At 65.1% G+C, this 16,774-nt stretch carries 18 protein-coding genes; 12 read left to right on the top strand and 6 right to left on the bottom strand.

The window, feature by feature from the left end:
* Nucleotides 1-182 precede the first annotated feature (182 nt).
* The 5 genes from ACFZAI_RS00825 to xerC are packed head-to-tail and all read left to right on the top strand — an operon-like array spanning nucleotide 183 to nucleotide 4,679.
* The gene (locus ACFZAI_RS00825; RefSeq protein ID WP_391565145.1) at nucleotides 183-1,055 is read left to right on the top strand and encodes a lysophospholipid acyltransferase family protein; all 873 of its coding nucleotides are present in this window, start codon (nucleotides 183-185) and stop codon (nucleotides 1,053-1,055) included.
* Between the two features lie 31 nt (nucleotides 1,056-1,086).
* Nucleotides 1,087-1,977, top strand: a complete 891-nt coding sequence (locus ACFZAI_RS00820) for a lysophospholipid acyltransferase family protein (protein ID WP_391565144.1) — start codon at nucleotides 1,087-1,089, stop codon at nucleotides 1,975-1,977.
* Nucleotides 1,978-2,036: 59 nt separating this feature from the next.
* Entirely contained in the window at nucleotides 2,037-2,948 is a 912-nt protein-coding gene (gene dapF / locus ACFZAI_RS00815) for a diaminopimelate epimerase (RefSeq protein ID WP_391565143.1), read from the top strand.
* Between the two features lie 4 nt (nucleotides 2,949-2,952).
* Nucleotides 2,953-3,630 (top strand): DUF484 family protein, encoded by a 678-nt coding sequence (locus tag ACFZAI_RS00810; protein WP_175170347.1) that lies wholly within the window; start codon nucleotides 2,953-2,955, stop codon nucleotides 3,628-3,630.
* Nucleotides 3,631-3,689: 59 nt separating this feature from the next.
* A complete protein-coding gene (gene xerC, locus ACFZAI_RS00805; protein ID WP_391565142.1) occupies nucleotides 3,690-4,679 on the top strand; it encodes a tyrosine recombinase XerC in 990 nt (329 codons plus the stop codon).
* Nucleotides 4,680-4,683: 4 nt separating this feature from the next.
* Here the strand turns inward: xerC and ACFZAI_RS00800 are convergent, their stop codons facing one another.
* The 5 genes from ACFZAI_RS00800 to ACFZAI_RS00780 are packed head-to-tail and all read right to left on the bottom strand — an operon-like array spanning nucleotide 4,684 to nucleotide 9,178.
* Nucleotides 4,684-5,859: a nickel/cobalt transporter gene (locus ACFZAI_RS00800; RefSeq protein ID WP_391565141.1), complete on the bottom strand. Its 1,176-nt coding sequence runs from the start codon at nucleotides 5,857-5,859 to the stop codon at nucleotides 4,684-4,686.
* Nucleotides 5,850-6,533, bottom strand: a complete 684-nt coding sequence (locus ACFZAI_RS00795; RefSeq protein WP_391565140.1) for a DUF1007 family protein — start codon at nucleotides 6,531-6,533, stop codon at nucleotides 5,850-5,852. The genes ACFZAI_RS00800 and ACFZAI_RS00795 overlap by 10 nt, the downstream gene beginning before the upstream one ends.
* A complete protein-coding gene (locus tag ACFZAI_RS00790; protein WP_391565139.1) occupies nucleotides 6,494-7,573 on the bottom strand; it encodes a metal ABC transporter substrate-binding protein in 1,080 nt (359 codons plus the stop codon). The genes ACFZAI_RS00795 and ACFZAI_RS00790 overlap by 40 nt, the downstream gene beginning before the upstream one ends.
* A gap of 19 nt (nucleotides 7,574-7,592) precedes the next feature.
* Nucleotides 7,593-8,459, bottom strand: coding sequence for a metal ABC transporter permease (locus tag ACFZAI_RS00785; RefSeq protein WP_391565138.1), 867 nt, complete (start codon nucleotides 8,457-8,459; stop codon nucleotides 7,593-7,595).
* Nucleotides 8,456-9,178, bottom strand: coding sequence for a metal ABC transporter ATP-binding protein (locus ACFZAI_RS00780; RefSeq protein ID WP_391565137.1), 723 nt, complete (start codon nucleotides 9,176-9,178; stop codon nucleotides 8,456-8,458). Before ACFZAI_RS00780 ends, ACFZAI_RS00785 begins: the two co-directional genes overlap by 4 nt.
* Nucleotides 9,179-9,670: 492 nt before the next feature.
* On the opposite strand from ACFZAI_RS00780, the gene ACFZAI_RS00775 reads away from it, so the two are divergent.
* The 5 genes from ACFZAI_RS00775 (at nucleotide 9,671) to hslU (ending at nucleotide 14,340) form a co-directional block, all read left to right on the top strand.
* Entirely contained in the window at nucleotides 9,671-10,174 is a 504-nt protein-coding gene (locus ACFZAI_RS00775; protein WP_054420757.1) for a Fur family transcriptional regulator, read from the top strand.
* A 362-nt stretch (nucleotides 10,175-10,536) separates the two neighbouring features.
* Complete coding sequence (locus ACFZAI_RS00770; protein ID WP_391565136.1) at nucleotides 10,537-11,661, top strand: CobW family GTP-binding protein; 1,125 nt, start codon at nucleotides 10,537-10,539, stop codon at nucleotides 11,659-11,661.
* Between the two features lie 125 nt (nucleotides 11,662-11,786).
* The gene (dksA, locus tag ACFZAI_RS00765) at nucleotides 11,787-12,251 is read left to right on the top strand and encodes an RNA polymerase-binding protein DksA (RefSeq protein WP_006216410.1); all 465 of its coding nucleotides are present in this window, start codon (nucleotides 11,787-11,789) and stop codon (nucleotides 12,249-12,251) included.
* A gap of 132 nt (nucleotides 12,252-12,383) precedes the next feature.
* Nucleotides 12,384-12,923 carry an ATP-dependent protease subunit HslV gene (gene hslV / locus ACFZAI_RS00760; RefSeq protein WP_171666964.1) on the top strand — a complete coding sequence of 180 codons (540 nt, stop codon included), beginning with the start codon at nucleotides 12,384-12,386 and terminating at the stop codon, nucleotides 12,921-12,923.
* An 82-nt stretch (nucleotides 12,924-13,005) separates the two neighbouring features.
* Nucleotides 13,006-14,340, top strand: a complete 1,335-nt coding sequence (gene hslU, locus ACFZAI_RS00755) for an ATP-dependent protease ATPase subunit HslU (protein ID WP_391565135.1) — start codon at nucleotides 13,006-13,008, stop codon at nucleotides 14,338-14,340.
* Nucleotides 14,341-14,586: 246 nt separating this feature from the next.
* Here hslU and ACFZAI_RS00750 read toward each other — a convergent pair whose 3' ends face one another.
* The gene (locus ACFZAI_RS00750) at nucleotides 14,587-14,892 is read right to left on the bottom strand and encodes a copper-binding protein (RefSeq protein ID WP_006216414.1); all 306 of its coding nucleotides are present in this window, start codon (nucleotides 14,890-14,892) and stop codon (nucleotides 14,587-14,589) included.
* A 210-nt stretch (nucleotides 14,893-15,102) separates the two neighbouring features.
* Here ACFZAI_RS00750 and ACFZAI_RS00745 point away from each other — a divergent pair, with 210 nt between their 5' ends.
* Together ACFZAI_RS00745 and rfbB are read left to right on the top strand one after the other, a co-directional pair.
* Nucleotides 15,103-15,657 carry a cob(I)yrinic acid a,c-diamide adenosyltransferase gene (locus ACFZAI_RS00745; protein ID WP_391565134.1) on the top strand — a complete coding sequence of 185 codons (555 nt, stop codon included), beginning with the start codon at nucleotides 15,103-15,105 and terminating at the stop codon, nucleotides 15,655-15,657.
* Between the two features lie 48 nt (nucleotides 15,658-15,705).
* Nucleotides 15,706-16,767, top strand: coding sequence for a dTDP-glucose 4,6-dehydratase (gene rfbB, locus ACFZAI_RS00740; protein WP_391565133.1), 1,062 nt, complete (start codon nucleotides 15,706-15,708; stop codon nucleotides 16,765-16,767).
* The last annotated feature ends 7 nt before the right edge of the window (nucleotides 16,768-16,774 follow it).

Below are 16,774 nucleotides of genomic sequence, written 5' to 3'. Positions count from 1 at the left end.
CTTTAGCGGATTTGGCATGGGCCGCGCGTGGCGCTGCACCCTTGCCGTCGCCCCGCAAGTTGTCGGTTAACTCGGCGACTGAGCGGATTTTAAGCGAAAATGCCGGTCTTATGCTCGCGCCGGGGGTGTAAACATATTCCCGAACACCGGCATGACCCTGCCCGTCCTTACCCATTTGCCGCATGCTGCTCGCTCTGTTCCGCCTCTTCGCCGCCTTGCCGCTACCCGTTGCGCACGCCATCGGGCGCGCGGCCGGGCTTGCCGTGTATGCCTGGCCGGGCAAGTACCGGCGCAGGCTTCAGGCCAATGCCGCCCAGGCCGGCTACCCGGGCGCGGCGTTCGCCCGCCATGCGGCGGCCGAAACCGGCGCGATGATTCTTGAAAACCCGCGCGTCTGGTTCAAGAACGAGCAAAGCCTGGCCCAAGTGGTGTCGGACGATAACGAGGTTGTCGCAGCCGCGCGGGCCGAAGGCCGCGGCATTCTGTTCCTGACGCCGCACCTGGGCTGCTTCGAGATCACCGCCCGCTACCTGGCGCGCCAGATGCCGATGACGGTGATGTTCCGCCCGCCGCGCAAGGATGTGCTGGCCCCGTTGCTTGAGACGGCGCGCAACAGTTCCGCCGTCAACGCCGTGCCGGCCACCATGCAGGGGGTGCGCGAATTCGTGCGGGCGCTGCGCCGGGGCGAATCCGTCGGCATGCTGCCAGACCAGGCGCCCAGCGTGGGCGACGGCGTGTGGGTGCCGTTTTTCGGTCGCCTGGCCTATACGATGACGCTGCCCAGCAAACTGGCCACGCAGACCCATGTGCCGATCATCCTGACCGCCGGCGAACGCCTGCCCAAGGGCCGGGGCTGGCGCATCCATTACGTCCGGGTGCCAGAACCGCTGCCGGCCGAGCCCGAAGCCCAAGCCGCCCTGATCAACGCCGCCATGGAAACGCTGATCCGCCGCTGCCCCGAGCAATACCTCTGGAGCTACAACCGCTACAAGACCCCGCGCGGCGCGCCCCCGGCGCCCGACACCGCCCCGGCTTCCCCGCCCCCGGCCCCCTGACGCCCCCGCCGCCCGGTCTTTTCCCGACACGATGAACGATTCAAAAACGCGCACCCTGGTCACTCTGTTGAAATGGTTCGGCCGCATCAAGCCGTCGACGCGCCAGCGCATTGGCGCCGTCCTGGGCTGGCTTGCGCCGCGTCTGGCCAAGTCCCGCGCGCGCATCGTGCGCCGCAATCTTGAGCTCTGCTTTCCCGATCAGCCCGAATCCGTGCGCGAACAATGGGTCGCGGACCATTTCCGTGCGCTGGCGCAATCCATCGTCGACCGCGGCGTGCTTTGGTATGGCACCCCCGAGGCCGTCAAGGACATGGTCACGCAGACCGGGGCCGACCGCATCAATGCGCTGATCGCCGAGGGCCGTTCGGTGATTCTGCTGGCGCCGCACTTCATTGCGCTGGACGCCGCCGCCACCCGCCTGACCATGGAAGTGCCTAGCGCCGCCACCATGTACACGCCGCAAAGCGACCCGCACATTGATGCCGTCGTGGCGGCCGGACGCGCCCGGTTCAACGAAGTGTTCCTGGTCAGCCGCAAGGACGGCGTGCGCGACCTGATCCGCCATCTGCGCGTGCCGCGCCCGGTGTATTACCTGCCCGACATGGACTTCGGCCGCCAGGGTTCGGTGTTCGTGCCGTTCTTCGGCGTGCAGGCGGCCACGCTGCTGGCCACCGCCCAGCTCGCCCAGAAATGGGACGCCGCTGTCCTGCCCATCGTGGGTTTCTGGAATCCGGATACCGGCCGTTACCACGTCGATGTCTTGCCGCCGCTTGAGAATTTCCCGGGCGATGCGTCGCTGGAAGACGCCACCGCGCGTCTGAACCGCGAGCTGGAATCCTGGGTGCGCCGCTGCCCCAGCCAGTATTACTGGGTGCACCGCCGCTTCAAGACCCGTCCCCCGGGCGAACCCAAACTCTATTAAGGCCCGCTGTTCGGGCGCCGAGCGCTGGGCGCCGAACACCGGCTGCCTGCGCCCAAATAATGGGCGATAATCGCCGGATGAACTGGAACTTCACCAAAATGCATGGCGCGGGCAACGACTTTGTCGTGCTCGACGGGGTCCGCCAGACCATCGACATGACGCCTGAACGGGCGCGCGCCTTGGGCGACCGGCACTTCGGCATTGGCGCCGACCAGATCCTGCTGGTCGAACGCGCCACCCGCCCGGACGCTGATTTCCGCTATCGCATTTTCAATTCCGACGGCAGCGAAGTCGAACACTGCGGCAACGGCGCGCGCTGCTTCGTGCGCTTCGTGCACGAACAAGGCCTGTCCGACCGCAACCCGCTGCGCGCCGAAATCGCCACCGGCATCCTCGTGCTGGACGAAGGCGACGACGAACAAGTCACCGTTGAAATGGGCAGCACCCGCTTCGACCCCGCTGCGCTGCCGTTCGACACCGCCGGCTTGGCCTCGCAACGCGAAGGCGACGACACGCTCTGGGAACTGGACCTTGACGCGCCCGCGGGCGTGGCCAACAAGGTGCTGCTGTCCGCCGTGGCCATTTCGAATCCGCATGCGGTGCAGGTGGTCGACAACGTCGACACCGCGCCCGTCGGCATCCAAGGCCCGCTGATCGAAACCCATCCGCGCTTTGCGCGCCGCGTCAACGCGGGCTTCATGCAAATCGTCGACCGCCACAACATCCGCCTGCGCGTTTTCGAACGCGGTGCGGGCGAAACGCTGGCCTGCGGCACGGGCGCTTGCGCCGCGGTGGCGGCCGGCATCCGCCGCGGCCTGCTGGAATCACCCGTGCGCGTGCAAACGCGTGGCGGCGTGCTCACCATTGCCTGGAACGGCGAACAGCTGCGCATGACCGGCCCGGCCGAATCCGTGTTCACGGGGCAAGTCGACATCGACAAGCTCGTCTTCTCCATGGCGCTGAATCGCTGACCCTATGACTGATACCACTTTCACCGCTCAGGACATCGCCGCTTTCCTGCAAGACCACCCCGGCTTCTTTGACGAACACGCCGATGTGTTCGCCGCCATGCAGGTGCCGCATCCGCATGGCACGCGCGCCATCTCGTTGGGCGAACGCCAGATCCTGACGCTGCGCGAACGCAACCGCGAACTGGAATGGCGCCTGCAAGAGCTCGTGCGCAACGCCACCGCCAATGAAAGCATCGGCACGCATGTGGCCAAATGGTGCAGCCGCCTGCTGTCTGAAAACGACCCGCAGCGCGTGCCAGGCGAAATCGCGCTGGGTCTGGCCGAACAATTCGAACTGAACCACGTGGCGCTGCGCCTGTGGGACTTGTCGGAATTGCCCGCCACCGGCTACGGCGAACCCGTCTCGCAAGACGTGCGCACATTCACCGACAGCCTGAAGACGCCTTACGTCGGCACCGACACCGATTTCGAAGCGGCCGGCTGGCTCGACAGCAAGCCGAAGTCGCTGGCGCTGGTGCCATTGCGCCTGGAAGCCGACGGCGCAGCCGTAGGCCTGCTGGTGCTGGGCTCCGACGACCCCGAGCGCTTCACGCCCGAAATGGGTACAGCGTTTCTGGAATCCATCGGCCAACTGGCCTCCGCGGCGCTGCATCGTTTGAACCCGGCTTCGCCGAAGGTCTGACGCGGCGGCGACTATCGCATCGGATCTCCCCAACGGGTCCACCTCACCGACGAGCGGACATGAACCAGGCACCGGATAGCACTACGCAAGACGCCACGCCGCTGCCTGATCCGATGCGTGCCTGGCTGCGCCATCTGGAAACCAACCGCCGTTATTCGCCCCACACACTGGACGGCTATCGGCGCGAGCTGCATTTCCTGCGCGACCTTGCCGACCGCGCCCGCCTGCCGCTGGACAAGATCGCCAACGGCCACATCCGGCAATTCGTGGCGCGCCTGCACGCGCAGGGCCGCGGCCCGCGCAGCCTGGCCCGAACGCTGGCCGCGTGGCGCGGCTTCTATCAATGGTGGGCGCCATCCATCGACCTGGCAGGCAACCCCGTGGCAGGCGTGCGCGCCCCCAAAGCGCCGCGCGGCCTGCCCAAGGCCTTGTCCGTCGAACAGACGCAGGCGCTGCTGGACCGGCCGCCCGCCAAGGTCGCGAACGAACCCGCCGCGCTGCGCGATCAGGCGATGCTTGAACTGCTGTATTCCAGCGGCTTGCGGCTGTCGGAACTGGTGGGGCTGGACTTGCGCTACACGCGGTCGGCCGATTATGAATCGCGCGGCTGGTTAAAACTGGACGAAGCCGAGGTCGAAGTGTTGGGCAAGGGCGGCAAGCGCCGCTCGGTGCCGGTGGGTCAGGCAGCCATTGCCGCCTTGCAGAAGTGGATCGCGGTGCGGCCACAGCTGGCACCGCCCCACCCCGCCCCGCAAGATGCCGCCGCCTTGTTCCTGGGCGCGCGCGGCAAACGCATTTCGCCACGCGTGGTGCAACTGCAATTGGCGCAGATCGCGCAACAGGCCGGGCTGCCCACCCACGTGCATCCCCACGTTTTGCGCCACAGCTTCGCCAGCCATGTACTGCAATCGGCGCAAGATCTGCGCGCGGTGCAAGAGATGCTGGGCCACGCCAATATCTCTACCACCCAGGTCTACACCCGGCTGGACTTCCAGCATCTGGCCAAGGCCTACGACCAGGCGCATCCGCGCGCCGGCCGCAAATCCTGAGCGCCTAGCCGCCCCCGGCCACCATGCCGCCCAGCAGCATGACGCCCAACAACAGCACCGCCAACGCCGCCAGCGCTTCCACGCCATAACGCAAGCGCGCCGCGCCCGTGCTGGACAAGCGGTTGCCGATGCGCGTGGCCGCGCCGCCCGCGGCCACCGCCAGACAAGCCAGCGCCGCCACCGTCAACCCCGTACCCAGCCCCATCGCCAACGCCGACGCGACGCCCGCCAGGAAAAAACCTTGCGACAAGGCGAACACCAGCACGATCAGCGCGCCGCTACACGGGCGCAGCCCCACCGCCAGAATGGCCGAACCCGCGCGGCGCCAGTTCAACGCACCCGCCACCTGATCGGGTGCAGGCACATGCGCATGGCCGCAACCGCAATCGTGATCGTGATCGTGATCGTGATCGTGGTGATCGTGGTGATGGTGTTGATGATCGTGGTGATGGGGATGATGGTGTTGATGGGGAGGGTGGCGCACATGTACATGCGGCGTGGGCGCCTGCACGGCAATCGCTCGCAACGCCGCGGCGCCCTTCAACCCTGGCGCTGCGGCCGGCGTTGCCACAGCCGACACAGCCGACACAGCCGGCACAGCCGACACAGCCGGCACATGCCGGCGGCGCAGCAACGGCCGAATCGCCTTGATCCACACCAGCCATGCGCCCAGCAACGTCACCAGCGCATAAGACGCCAGCTCCAGCCAGCGCGTGGCCTGGTTCATCGTGGCGGCGGTGGCGTTGAACACCACCGCCAACACCGCCACCATTGCAATGGCCACCAGCGCCTGGATCAGCGCAGACGCCAAGGCCAGCAGCGCACCGTTGCGCGCCGTCTGCCGGTTGGCCAGCACGTAGGAAGATATCACCGCCTTGCCGTGCCCGGGTCCCAGCGCATGAAACACGCCATACGCGAACGACAGGCCGATCAACGTCCACGCCGCGCCTCCTTCCGTTTGCCAGGCACGCACCGCGCCCGTCAGCTGGCGATAGAAATGGCTTTGCCAGACCGACACTTGCCCGAAGAAGCTGGCCAGCCAGCCCGAGCCACCCATACCCGCGCTGCTTTCCGGCACGCCAAAAGGATGCGCGCCTTGCGCGGCCGCCGCGCCCATGCCGCCCAGCAGCAGCACGGCCGCCAGCCACAGCATCGCGGGATAACGCCGCGCTACGGGCATCGCACCTCGATGCGGTGCGTGAGCCCCTTGGTGATGGCAAAGAGTTCGTCCGGCAACGCGTCCGGATCGGCCGGGATCGCGGCCAGTTGCTGCATGGTCTTCCAATCCAGTTCCTTGGGCTTGCGGTAGGCGGACGTGCACGCGGCGGCATCCGGGCCGCCCAGCGACACCGCGCCCTTTTCATCAAAGGCGTACGCCACGAAATAGGTGGGATCGTAGATATCCACCTGCGCGCCGTCCGCGCCCGGCGCCACGGGCGTGGCCAAGGGCAAGGTGAACGACAGCGTCAAGCGCGTGGTCTTCGGATTCCAGTCGACACGCGCATCGCGCGGCGCGGCAAACGCCGCCATCTCGCCGTCGACCGTCACGCGGGTGAAGTAGTGCGAAATCGGTTCACCCAGCGCCGTCATCCAGTCTTTCGCCATGCCCTTGAGCGTATCGGCGGGCAAGGAGCCGTCCTTGCTCTTCTTCAGGCCTTGCGTGGCGTAGGCGCCGAACATGTCATCAAACAGCCAGACCTGGCGCACGGCCGTGATGCGGTGCTGCGCATCGATGTCGATAACCGCGCGAGCGTCGATCCACATATGCGGGTGCGCGCTGGCGGCGCCGGCCGCCAGCAGTGCCGTCGCGGCGGTCAGGGCTGCAAGGCCGCGGCGAGCTGACGTACGTTCCATTCAAACATTTCCAGATAGGTAGCGCCGGGCTGTCCGGGCTTGGACAGCGCATCGGAATAAAGCGTACCACCCACCTTGGCGCCGGTTTCGCGAGCAATCTGCTGCACCAGTTTCGGGCTGGTGATGTTCTCGATGAACACCGCTGGCACCTTGTCACGCTTGACCTGTTCGATGATGCGGGCGACTTCGCCGGCAGACGGTTCGGCGTCCGTTGACACGCCCATCGCCGAAATGAACGTCACCCCATAGGCATCGCCGAAATACCCGAAGGCGTCGTGGGACGTCACAACCTTGCGGCGCTCGGCGGGAATGGCGCCGAACGTTTGTTTTGCGCGGGCATCCAGCGCTTCGAGTTTGGCGATGTAGGCGGTGGCGCGCTGGCGGTACGCGTCGGCATGCGCCGGGTCGGCGGCGGCCAGGCCTTCGGCTACGTTGCGCGCGTAGATTACGCCGTTGGCCAAACTTTGCCAGGCATGCGGGTCCGCGTCGCCGTGATGGTGGTGGCCGTCTTGCTGGCCGTCCTTGGCGCCGTCCTTGGCGCCGTCCTTGGCGCCGTCCTTGGGGCCGTCCTTGGGGCCGTCCGTGGCACCGTCTTTGTGATCGTGATCATGATCCTGGCCGTGATCATGGTCATGCTCGTCGTGCTCGTCCTGCTTGCCGCCATGCCCATCGCCCGCGAACTTGCGCGGCGTGATGCCTTGCGACGCCACCACGGTCTGGCCCGCAAAGCCCGACGCCTTCGTCAGCTTGGGCAGCCAGGTTTCAAACTCCAGCCCGTTCACAAACAGCACGCGCGCGGCGGACAGCTTCTTCGCGTCGCCCGGCGTGGGTTCGTATTCGTGCGCGTCGCCGTCCGGCCCCACCAGCGTCGTCAGGCTGACGTCGTTGCCGCCCACTTCGCGCACGATGTCGCCCAGGATGGAAAAGCTGGCCACGGCCTTCAGCGGTTCGGCGGCATGCGACACGCCGAATACGGCCGACAGGCACACGCCAGCCATGGCCCGCAACGCGCGCCGGCGCAGCGGCAGATTGGAACGCATAGCGAATCTCCTTAGGAAGTCAGGCCGGGCGCACACCGCGCCGGGCCCGCAGCAGCCCGCCTTGCGGGCCGCCAACGATGGAAAACAGGTAGCAGACGCCGGCCGCCAGAATGATCGACGGCGAGGCCGGCACATTGAAGTGATAGGACACGAGCAGCCCGCTCACGGACGCCAGCACGCCGAAACTGGCCGCCAACGGAATCTGCCGGGCCGCCGACCGCACCCAGAACCGCGCGGCCGCGGCGGGCAGCATCATGATCCCGACGACCATCAAGGTGCCCAGCACCTGGAAGCCCGCCACCAGGTTCACGACCACCAGCACCAGAAAGCCCATGTGCACCCACCCGCCCCCGCCGCCGCTTGCGCGCAAAAAACCCGGGTCCAGACATTCGGCGACCAGCAGCCGGTAGATGGCCGCCAGCACCGCCAACGTCACGCTGGCCGTAATGGTCACCAGCAGCAGCGACGCGTCATCCAGGCCCAGCACCGTGCCGAACAGCACATGCAGCAGATCCATGTTCGAGCCGCGCAACGACACCAGCAGCACGCCCAGCCCCAGCGAGATCAAATAGAAGGCCGCGAAACTGGCGTCTTCACGCAGCGGCGTCAGCCGTGCAACCAAGCCGGCCAGCAGCGCGACCGCCAGGCCGGTAGCGATACCGCCCAGCATCATCGCGCCCAGCGACAGGCCCGACAGCAGGAACCCCGCCGCCACCCCCGGCAAGATCGCGTGCGACATCGCGTCGCCCATCAGGCTCATGCGCCGCAGCACCAGAAACACGCCCAGCGGCGCGGCCCCCAGCGACAAGGCGCACGCGCCCGCCAGCGCGCGCCGCATGAAGCCGTAGTCCAGAAAGGGCGAGACCACCCATTGCGCCAAGCTCATGCGTAAGCCCTCGCGTGCCATTGCCGCGCGATCTTCAGATGCGCGTCGTTCAGGGTGTCGGCCGTGCCGCCCCAGGCGACAACCGCGCCGGACAGCAACAGGCAATCGGGGAAGTGATCGCGCACCAGATCCAGGTCGTGCAGCACGGCGATCACGGTGCGCCCCTGGCCGTGCAAGCCGCACAACAGCGCCATCAAGTCGTCGGCGGTATGGCTGTCGACCGCGGCGAAGGGTTCGTCCAGCAGCAGCACGGGCGCATCCTGCACCAGCATCCGCGCGAACAACGTGCGCTGCATCTGCCCGCCCGACAGCGTGTCCACGCCGCGCGCGGCAGCATCGGCAAGACCGACGGTTTCCAGCGCATCCATGCAGCGGTCGAGTTCGTCGTCGCGATACCGGCGCCATCCGCCCACGCGGCGCCACGCGCCCATGGCGACCAGGTCCAGCACCGAAACGGGAAACGAGCGGTCCAGCTCCGCCGCCTGCGGCAGCCACGCCAACTCCGAGCGCCCCGCGCCGCTGATGCGCACGCTGCCGGTCATGGGGCGCAGCACGCCCATGATGCCTTTGATCAACGTGGACTTGCCCGCCCCGTTGGGTCCCACCACGGCCGTCATCCCGCCGGCGGCGAAGCGCCCCGACACCGACTTCAGCGCGGGATGGCCATGCCAGCCGAACGAGGCGTCCGACAGTTCAATCGTGACCGGCGACGCGCTCATCGCGGCCACCAGTCCAGCGCCCAGCCCGTCAGCGCCCAGAGCGCCGCAGCCGCGGCCAAGGCGAAGGCCATGCGGCGCCAGGCGGAAACCAGAAAAGCGGAACGGGGCGCGGTGCGGCGAGGCGGCGGGCTTTGCCGGGAAGCGGCCCCGGGCCGCGCAGGCAGAAGCGAGAAATGAGACATGGAAAACGTAACGACGAAAGGCGAGGACGACGGGCGGAAGACAAGAAACCAAGCGCAAAGAGGAAGACTGAAACCCAGAGGCCGAAACCCGTAGGCTGAAACTCAAGGGCTGAAACTCGAAGGCCAAAACCCGAGGGACGAAACTCAAAGGAATGTGACGCCGCCGGCGCTCGGAGTGAAAGTTTTATTATGTTATATCATAACTAATCGCCCTTGTTTCCGGCGTCCTCACCCGCATATCCATGTTTTCTGCTACCTTCCAGGCATCTCGCGCGCGTCGCGCGCGTCTTCCATTCAGATAAAGCCAGCCATGCCCGCTCCGCCCCGTTCCCCCCGCAGCGACACCGTCGGCGCCCAGCTCAGCGTCGCCGAGACGTTGTGCGAACAGCGCGGACGCCGCCTGACGCCCATCCGCCGCAAGGTGCTTGAGCTGCTGCTGCGCCACGGGCGCAGCCTGAAGGCCTATGAATTGCTGGACGCCATGCGCGAAGTGCACCCCGGCGCCGCGCCTCCCACCGTGTACCGCGCGCTGGACTTCCTGATGGACGAAGGCCTGATCCACCGGCTGGACGCCGTCAACGCCTGGAGCGCCTGTCACGACGCAGGCGGCGCACCGCACGATCTGCTGGTGGTCTGCACCGGCTGCGGCGCAGTGGCTGAAGTGTCCGACCCCGCCATGAGCCGCCAATTGGCCGAACGCGTCGCCCAAACGGGCTATGCCCTGGCCACGCACGAAACCGAAATTCGCGCGTTGTGTCCCCAATGCCAGCAGAAGCAACCCGCTGACGCCGGCCATCAGCACCATCATCACTAAGTCCTGATCCGCCGGACGGGCGTGTCCGCCGGCGCATCATCCAGATTTCAAAACCGTCATTCCATCGCCGTCATGCGCCCGCCTGAACCCGGCGCATGACGCTCTTGAAATCCGGCAAACCGCCCCAAAATAGTGATATCGCCCGATACTTGACGGCGTACAGCCGCGATCCGGACGGCTATGGCCCCTGGGTTGACCCGGGGTTTGCCCCCTGCCCCCGACTGTGCTGTAATCCTGCGTCCGGCCGCTATTGGCGGCCTTCGCAGCCTGTGGCAAACCTCATCCTGCACGGGAAAATCCCTGTCAGGCCTGTGGGTTGAATGCCTAGACTTCAGCCTTGACCTCACGCTAGCAGCTTCGCCATGAACACCCCGCGCAGTTTGGACAAAATGGTTCCCGTCACCATCCTCACCGGCTTTCTCGGTGCGGGCAAGACCACCCTGCTCAAACGCATCCTGACCGAATTCCACGGCCGCCGCGTTGCGGTCATCGAAAATGAATTCGGACCGGAAAGCATCGACAACGACCTGCTCGTGCAAGACAGCGATGAAGAAATCATCGAACTGTCCAACGGTTGCGTCTGCTGCACGGTGCGTGGCGACCTGATGCGCACCCTGTCCGAGCTGCGCGCCAAGCGCGAAGCCGGCGAACTGAATTTCGAACGCGTCATCCTCGAAACGACCGGCATGGCCAACCCTGGCCCCGTCTGCCAGACGTTCTTCATGGATGACGACATCGCCGAGTACTACCGCCTGGATGCGGTGGTGACCGTGGTCGACGCCAAGCACGGCATGTCCACGCTCGACGAACAACCTGAAGCCCAGAAGCAAGTCGGTTTCGCCGACCGCATCCTGATCTCCAAGCGCGACCTGGTCAACGAAGCTGACTACGAAGCGCTGCGCCACCGCCTGGTTCACATGAACCCGCGCGCGCCGATCACGCCGGTCAATTTCGGCGAAGTCGACCTGAAGTCGATCATCGACATCAGCGGCTTCAACCTGAATTCCATTTTGGACATCGACCCGGAATTCCTGGCCGATGAACACCCCGACGCCGCCCACTCGCACGAGCATGGGCACGACCACGGACACGATCACGGCCATGGCCACGATCACGACCATGATCACGACGGCGATTGCGGGGCGCATTGCAATCATGCCCACCATCACCACCACCACCAGCACGACGACGAAATCGGCGCGTTCGTGTTCCGTTCCAACAAGCCGTTCGATCCCGCGCGCCTTGAGGAATTCCTGGGCGGCGTGGTTCAGGTCTATGGCCCCGACCTGATGCGCTACAAGGGCATCCTGTACATGAAGGGCATCAACCGCCGCATGTTGTTCCAGGGTGTGCACATGATGATGGGCGCCGAGCCCGGCAAGCCGTGGACCGCGGCCGAAAAACCGTCCACCAAGATGGTGTTCATTGGACGTAAGCTGCCCCAGGAGATTTTCACCCGGGGCTTGGAGCAGTGCCTGGCGGGGTAATCCCCCTTCCTGACGTGACGCAATGCGACGAAGGCAGTACTGTGAGGTACGAATAGCGTAAGCAACCAGCAACACGACCGGGAAAGGACGCCCGCGCCAGGATCGATTCATAGTGGAGTGTTTTCATGGCTACCAAGGCAGCAACCAAAAAATCAAGCAAGTCGACGAGCGATACGGCGATTGATCTGCCCAGCGAGAAGGAATTGCTGGCCATGCCCGAGTCCGACTATATGAACGAACGCCAATTGGCTTTCTTCAAAGAACGGCTCAAACAACTCGAACAGGACATCCTGGCCAACGCCGGCGAGACCACTGAGCACCTGCGCGAAACGCAGTTCGTGCCCGACCCCGCCGACCGCGCCACCATCGAGGAAGAACACGCCCTGGAGCTGCGCACCCGTGACCGCGAGCGCAAGCTGCTGAAAAAGGTGCAACAGTCCATCGCCCGCATCGACAGCGGCGAATACGGCTGGTGTGAAGAAACCGGCGAACCGATTGGCGTACCCCGCCTGTTGGCCCGCCCCACGGCCACCCTGTCGCTTGAAGCGCAGGAACGCCGTGAAATGCGCCAAAAGCTGTACGGCGACTGATCCGTCCCGTTATTCACGCCATGCCCTGAAAGGCTATGCTGGTTTCCAGCATGGCCTTTTTTACTTGCGCTCTCCCGCAAGCTTGATTTCCCCGAATCTGCCCCCAGCTAGTCCTTTCAAAGGAAGGAACGCATGGAACAATTTCACGCCACCACCATCGTGTGTGTGCGCCGCGGCAACCGCGTCGCGCTCGGCGGCGATGGCCAGGTCACCCTGGGCAACATCGTCGTCAAGGGCACGGCCCGCAAAATCCGCCGCCTCTACCACGACAAGATCCTGGCCGGTTTCGCCGGCGCCACCGCCGACGCATTCACGTTGCAGGAACGCTTCGAAGCCAAGCTGGAAAAGCATCAGGGCAACCTGATGCGCGCGGCCGTCGAACTCACCCGCGACTGGCGCACCGACCGCGTCCTGCGCCGTCTGGAAGCCATGCTGATCGTGGCCGACACCGAGCACACGCTGGTGCTCACCGGCAACGGCGACGTCCTGGAACCCGAACACGGCCTGGCCGCCATCGGCTCCGGCGGCGCGTATGCCCAGTCGGCCGCGCTGGCGCTGTTGCGCAACACCGAGCTGTCGCCCGAGGTCGTCGTCAAGCAATCGCTGGAAATCGCCGGCGACCTCTGCATCTACACCAATCAGAACCACGTCATCGAAACGCTGGGCGACTGACGCCCGCCACGCGGCGCGCGGGGCTCGCCCTTCGCGCCGTGGCCGCTTCCCCAGCCCGCTCTAGCTTCAAGGATTCGCCCTCATGTCCGCATCCAACATGACGCCCGGAGAGATCGTCTCCGAACTCGACAAATACATCGTCGGCCAGAACCGCGCCAAGCGCGCGGTGGCGGTCGCTCTGCGCAACCGCTGGCGCCGCCAGCAGGTCGCCGAACCCCTGCGCCACGAAATCCACCCCAAGAACATCCTGATGATCGGCCCCACCGGCGTGGGCAAAACCGAAATCGCCCGCCGCCTGGCCAAGCTGGCCAACGCGCCCTTCATCAAGATCGAAGCCACCAAGTTCACGGAAGTGGGCTATGTGGGCCGCGACGTCGACACCATCATCCGCGACCTGACCGAATACTCGATCAAGCAAACGCGTGAACTGGAAATGCGCCGCGTGCGCACCCAGGCCGAAGACGCCGCCGAAGACCGCATTCTGGACGCCCTGGTCCCGCCCGCCCGCGGCGCCTCTGGCGAACCGGAACGCGGCGAAGACAACAGCGCCCGCCAGACCTTCCGCAAGCGCCTGCGCGAAGGCAAGATCGACGATCTGGAAATTGAGATCGAAATCGCCCAGGCCGCGCCGCAAATGGACGTCATGACGCCCCCCGGCATGGAAGAAATGGCCGAGCAGCTGCGCGGCATGTTCGCCGGCATGGCTCGCGACAAAAAGAAATCCAAGAAGATGAAGGTGCGCGAAGCCTTCAAACTGATCGTCGACGAAGAAGCCGCCAAACGCGTCAACGAAGAAGACCTGCGCACCGTCGCCATCAACAACGTCGAACAGAACGGCATCGTCTTCCTGGACGAAATCGACAAGATCGCGGCGCGCCAGGAATCGGGCGGCGCCGACGTGTCGCGCCAAGGCGTGCAGCGCGACCTGCTGCCGCTGGTTGAAGGTACCACCGTCAACACGCGCTACGGCATGGTCCGCACCGACCACATCCTGTTCATCGCGTCGGGCGCCTTCCACCTGGCCCGCCCGTCAGACCTGATCCCCGAGCTGCAAGGCCGCTTCCCGATCCGCGTCGAACTGGAATCGCTGACCGCTGAAGACTTCGTGCGCATCCTGTCCGACACGGACGCTTCGCTGACCAAGCAGTACACCGCCTTGATGGCCACCGAAGACGTGCAACTGGAATTCACGGACGAAGGCGTGCGCCGCCTGGCCGAACTGGCCTACGACGTCAACGAAACCACTGAGAACATCGGCGCCCGCCGCCTGTACACGGTGATGGAAAAGCTGCTGGACGAACTGTCGTTTGACGCCACCTCCAGCCAGGACAAGCACGTGAAAATCGACGCCGCCTACGTCAACTCGCAGTTGGCCGAAGCCGCCAGCAGCCAGGACCTGGCGCGCTACGTGCTGTAAGCCGGGATAGGCACGGGGCGTGTGTGACGACACGCCCACGTGCTTATGCGCTTATCGTTGCATCGGCAAAAAGCCGCTTACCGCCTGATTGCGGTACGCGGCTTTTTCATGCGTGCGGTTTATGGTCGAAGTGCTACGTCATGGTCTTCAGACCACGGGCCTCGATTCATGAGCGTCGATTCAAGCACTTCGATTCAAGCACTTCGGTTCATGCGCTTCAGATTCAAGCGCTACGACTTATCGACTTCAATTCGTGATCGCCGTCACAACGTACTTGCCATCCTTGCGGGTCGCCGTAAAACGTACCTTGTCGCCCGCCTTGATCTTGGCCAGCAACGCCGGATCAGCGTCATACACCAGCGTCATGGCCGGCAGGTCCAGCGCCTTGATCTCATCATGCTTGATCGTCACCTTGCCTGCGGCCGGGTCCACGCGCCGCACTTCCCCGCTGGCGTCAGCCTGCTGCGCAAACGCCAGCGGAGTCGCCAGCGACACAACGGCCATCGCGGTCGCGACAGCCATGGGCATTGCATATTTGCGGTCAAAAGCCATAAAGGCATCCTCCATTGACAGCGAAAGCCAAAGGGCCGGAACACACGGCCCTTTGCGCTTTCCACAATGCTAGGATACCGCCGTTATGAAACAGTTCCTGCGGCAGAACGCAACAATCCTGACGGTTGATTGCGAGCCGGCCCCTCTTCCCAGGGCGCCCGCTTACCGCTGGACGCAACCCCCACATTTATCCAATTCAGGACGTTTCCCATGGCCAACCGCTTATCCGTCATTGCCACTCGCACAGGAGACGACGGCACCACCGGGCTGGGGGACGGATCGCGCACCCCCAAAGACGCGCCGCGCATCGCCGCGTTGGGTGATGTGGATGAGCTGAACAGCGTCATTGGCGTGCTGCTGGCGGAACCGCTGCCGCCCGAGATCTCGATTGATCTGATGGCGATCCAGCATGATCTTTTCGACATGGGCGCAGAGCTCTGCATCCCGGGACACACGGCGGTCAGCGACGACCAGGTCGCCCGCCTGGATGCGCGGCTGGCGCATTACAACGCGTCGCTGACTCCGTTGCGCGAGTTCATCCTGCCCGGCGGCACAAGGGCCGCGGCACAGGCGCACGTAGCGCGGACGGTGTGCCGCCGCGCGGAACGGGCGGTGGTGGCGCTGGCGGCGGTTGAAACCGTGAACCCGCCGGTGCGGCAGTATTTGAACCGGCTGTCTGATCTGATGTTTGTGTTGGCGCGATGTATAAACCAACATGCGGGTCAGAACGACACGTTCTGGGCAAGCGCTCAGGCGCGCCGATAGGTTACGGCCGGCACACGCCGGACGCTATCGGCCAAGGGTTTAAGGCATATGAGTATTATTGTCACCGGCGGGGCCGGCTTCATTGGGTCCAACTTCGTCTTGGATTGGCTCGCACGCAGCGACGAACCCGTCATCACCCTGGACAAACTGACCTACGCCGGCAATCTGGACAATTTGGCCTCATTGGCGGGTGACCCTCGCCATCGCTTCGTGCACGGCGACATCGCCGATCAGACGGCCGTCCTGAACCTGCTGCATACGCATCGCCCCCGGGCGCTGATCAATTTCGCCGCCGAAACACATGTCGACCGGTCCATCGCCGATCCAGAGACGTTCGTCCAAGCCAATGTGCTGGGCACCTTCCATCTGCTGGAAGCCGCCCGCAGCTACTGGGCCACGCTGGATGCCGCAGGCAGGAATGCATTCCGCTTCCTCCATGTCTCGACCGACGAAGTCTATGGCTCGCTGGACGACGACGGTACGCCGTTCACCGAACAGACCTCCTACGCGCCCAATAGCCCGTATTCCGCCAGCAAGGCCGCCAGCGATCATTTCGTCCGGGCCTATCACCAGACGTACGGTCTGCCCGTGCTGACGTCCAATTGCTCCAACAATTACGGCCCTCGGCAGTTCCCCGAAAAGCTGATCCCGCTGATCATTCACCATGCTTTCGCCGGCAAGCCCCTGCCGATCTATGGGGATGGCTTGCAGCGGCGCGACTGGTTGTACGTCTCCGATCACTGCGACGCCATCCGCAGAATGCTCGAGGCCGGCGCGCCCGGCGCCACCTACAACGTAGGCGGATGGAACGAAATGACCAATCTGGACCTGGTGCGCGGACTTTGCCGGCGTTTGGACGAATTGCGGCCGCGAGCCGATGGCAAGCCCTATGCGGATCAACTCGTTCTCGTCCCCGATCGGGCGGGCCACGACCGCCGTTACGCGGTCGACGCCTCGCGGCTGCAACGCGAGCTGGGTTGGATGCCGGCGGAAACTTTCGAGTCGGGTATCGAAAAGACGGTGCAGTGGTATCTGCGCGAGACACAGTGGGTTGCCAATTTCGCCAGTGGCGCCTATCGCAAGTTCCCTGTGCCTTGCAACGGGAGCTAGCGTGAAG

Source organism: Achromobacter sp. NPDC008082, assembly GCF_042957345.1.
Classification (GTDB): domain Bacteria; phylum Pseudomonadota; class Gammaproteobacteria; order Burkholderiales; family Burkholderiaceae_B; genus Achromobacter; species Achromobacter kerstersii_A.
Note: the sequence above shows the minus strand (reverse complement) of the source record. Positions and strands in the feature narration are given on the sequence as shown.

Coding starts and splice junctions, on each gene's coding strand:
- ACFZAI_RS00780 (WP_391565137.1), bottom strand. CDS start 9,178: ATGAGCGCGTCGCCGGTCACGATTGAACTGTCGGACGCCTCGTTCGGC.
- xerC (WP_391565142.1), top strand. CDS start 3,690: ATGAACCAGGCACCGGATAGCACTACGCAAGACGCCACGCCGCTGCCT.
- ACFZAI_RS00745 (WP_391565134.1), top strand. CDS start 15,103: ATGGCCAACCGCTTATCCGTCATTGCCACTCGCACAGGAGACGACGGC.
- ACFZAI_RS00790 (WP_391565139.1), bottom strand. CDS start 7,573: ATGCGTTCCAATCTGCCGCTGCGCCGGCGCGCGTTGCGGGCCATGGCT.
- ACFZAI_RS00750 (WP_006216414.1), bottom strand. CDS start 14,892: ATGGCTTTTGACCGCAAATATGCAATGCCCATGGCTGTCGCGACCGCG.
- dapF (WP_391565143.1), top strand. CDS start 2,037: ATGGGCGATAATCGCCGGATGAACTGGAACTTCACCAAAATGCATGGC.
- ACFZAI_RS00795 (WP_391565140.1), bottom strand. CDS start 6,533: ATGGAACGTACGTCAGCTCGCCGCGGCCTTGCAGCCCTGACCGCCGCG.
- ACFZAI_RS00775 (WP_054420757.1), top strand. CDS start 9,671: ATGCCCGCTCCGCCCCGTTCCCCCCGCAGCGACACCGTCGGCGCCCAG.
- ACFZAI_RS00810 (WP_175170347.1), top strand. CDS start 2,953: ATGACTGATACCACTTTCACCGCTCAGGACATCGCCGCTTTCCTGCAA.
- rfbB (WP_391565133.1), top strand. CDS start 15,706: ATGAGTATTATTGTCACCGGCGGGGCCGGCTTCATTGGGTCCAACTTC.
- ACFZAI_RS00820 (WP_391565144.1), top strand. CDS start 1,087: ATGAACGATTCAAAAACGCGCACCCTGGTCACTCTGTTGAAATGGTTC.
- hslU (WP_391565135.1), top strand. CDS start 13,006: ATGTCCGCATCCAACATGACGCCCGGAGAGATCGTCTCCGAACTCGAC.
- dksA (WP_006216410.1), top strand. CDS start 11,787: ATGGCTACCAAGGCAGCAACCAAAAAATCAAGCAAGTCGACGAGCGAT.
- ACFZAI_RS00800 (WP_391565141.1), bottom strand. CDS start 5,859: ATGCCCGTAGCGCGGCGTTATCCCGCGATGCTGTGGCTGGCGGCCGTG.
- ACFZAI_RS00770 (WP_391565136.1), top strand. CDS start 10,537: ATGAACACCCCGCGCAGTTTGGACAAAATGGTTCCCGTCACCATCCTC.
- ACFZAI_RS00825 (WP_391565145.1), top strand. CDS start 183: ATGCTGCTCGCTCTGTTCCGCCTCTTCGCCGCCTTGCCGCTACCCGTT.
- hslV (WP_171666964.1), top strand. CDS start 12,384: ATGGAACAATTTCACGCCACCACCATCGTGTGTGTGCGCCGCGGCAAC.
- ACFZAI_RS00785 (WP_391565138.1), bottom strand. CDS start 8,459: ATGAGCTTGGCGCAATGGGTGGTCTCGCCCTTTCTGGACTACGGCTTC.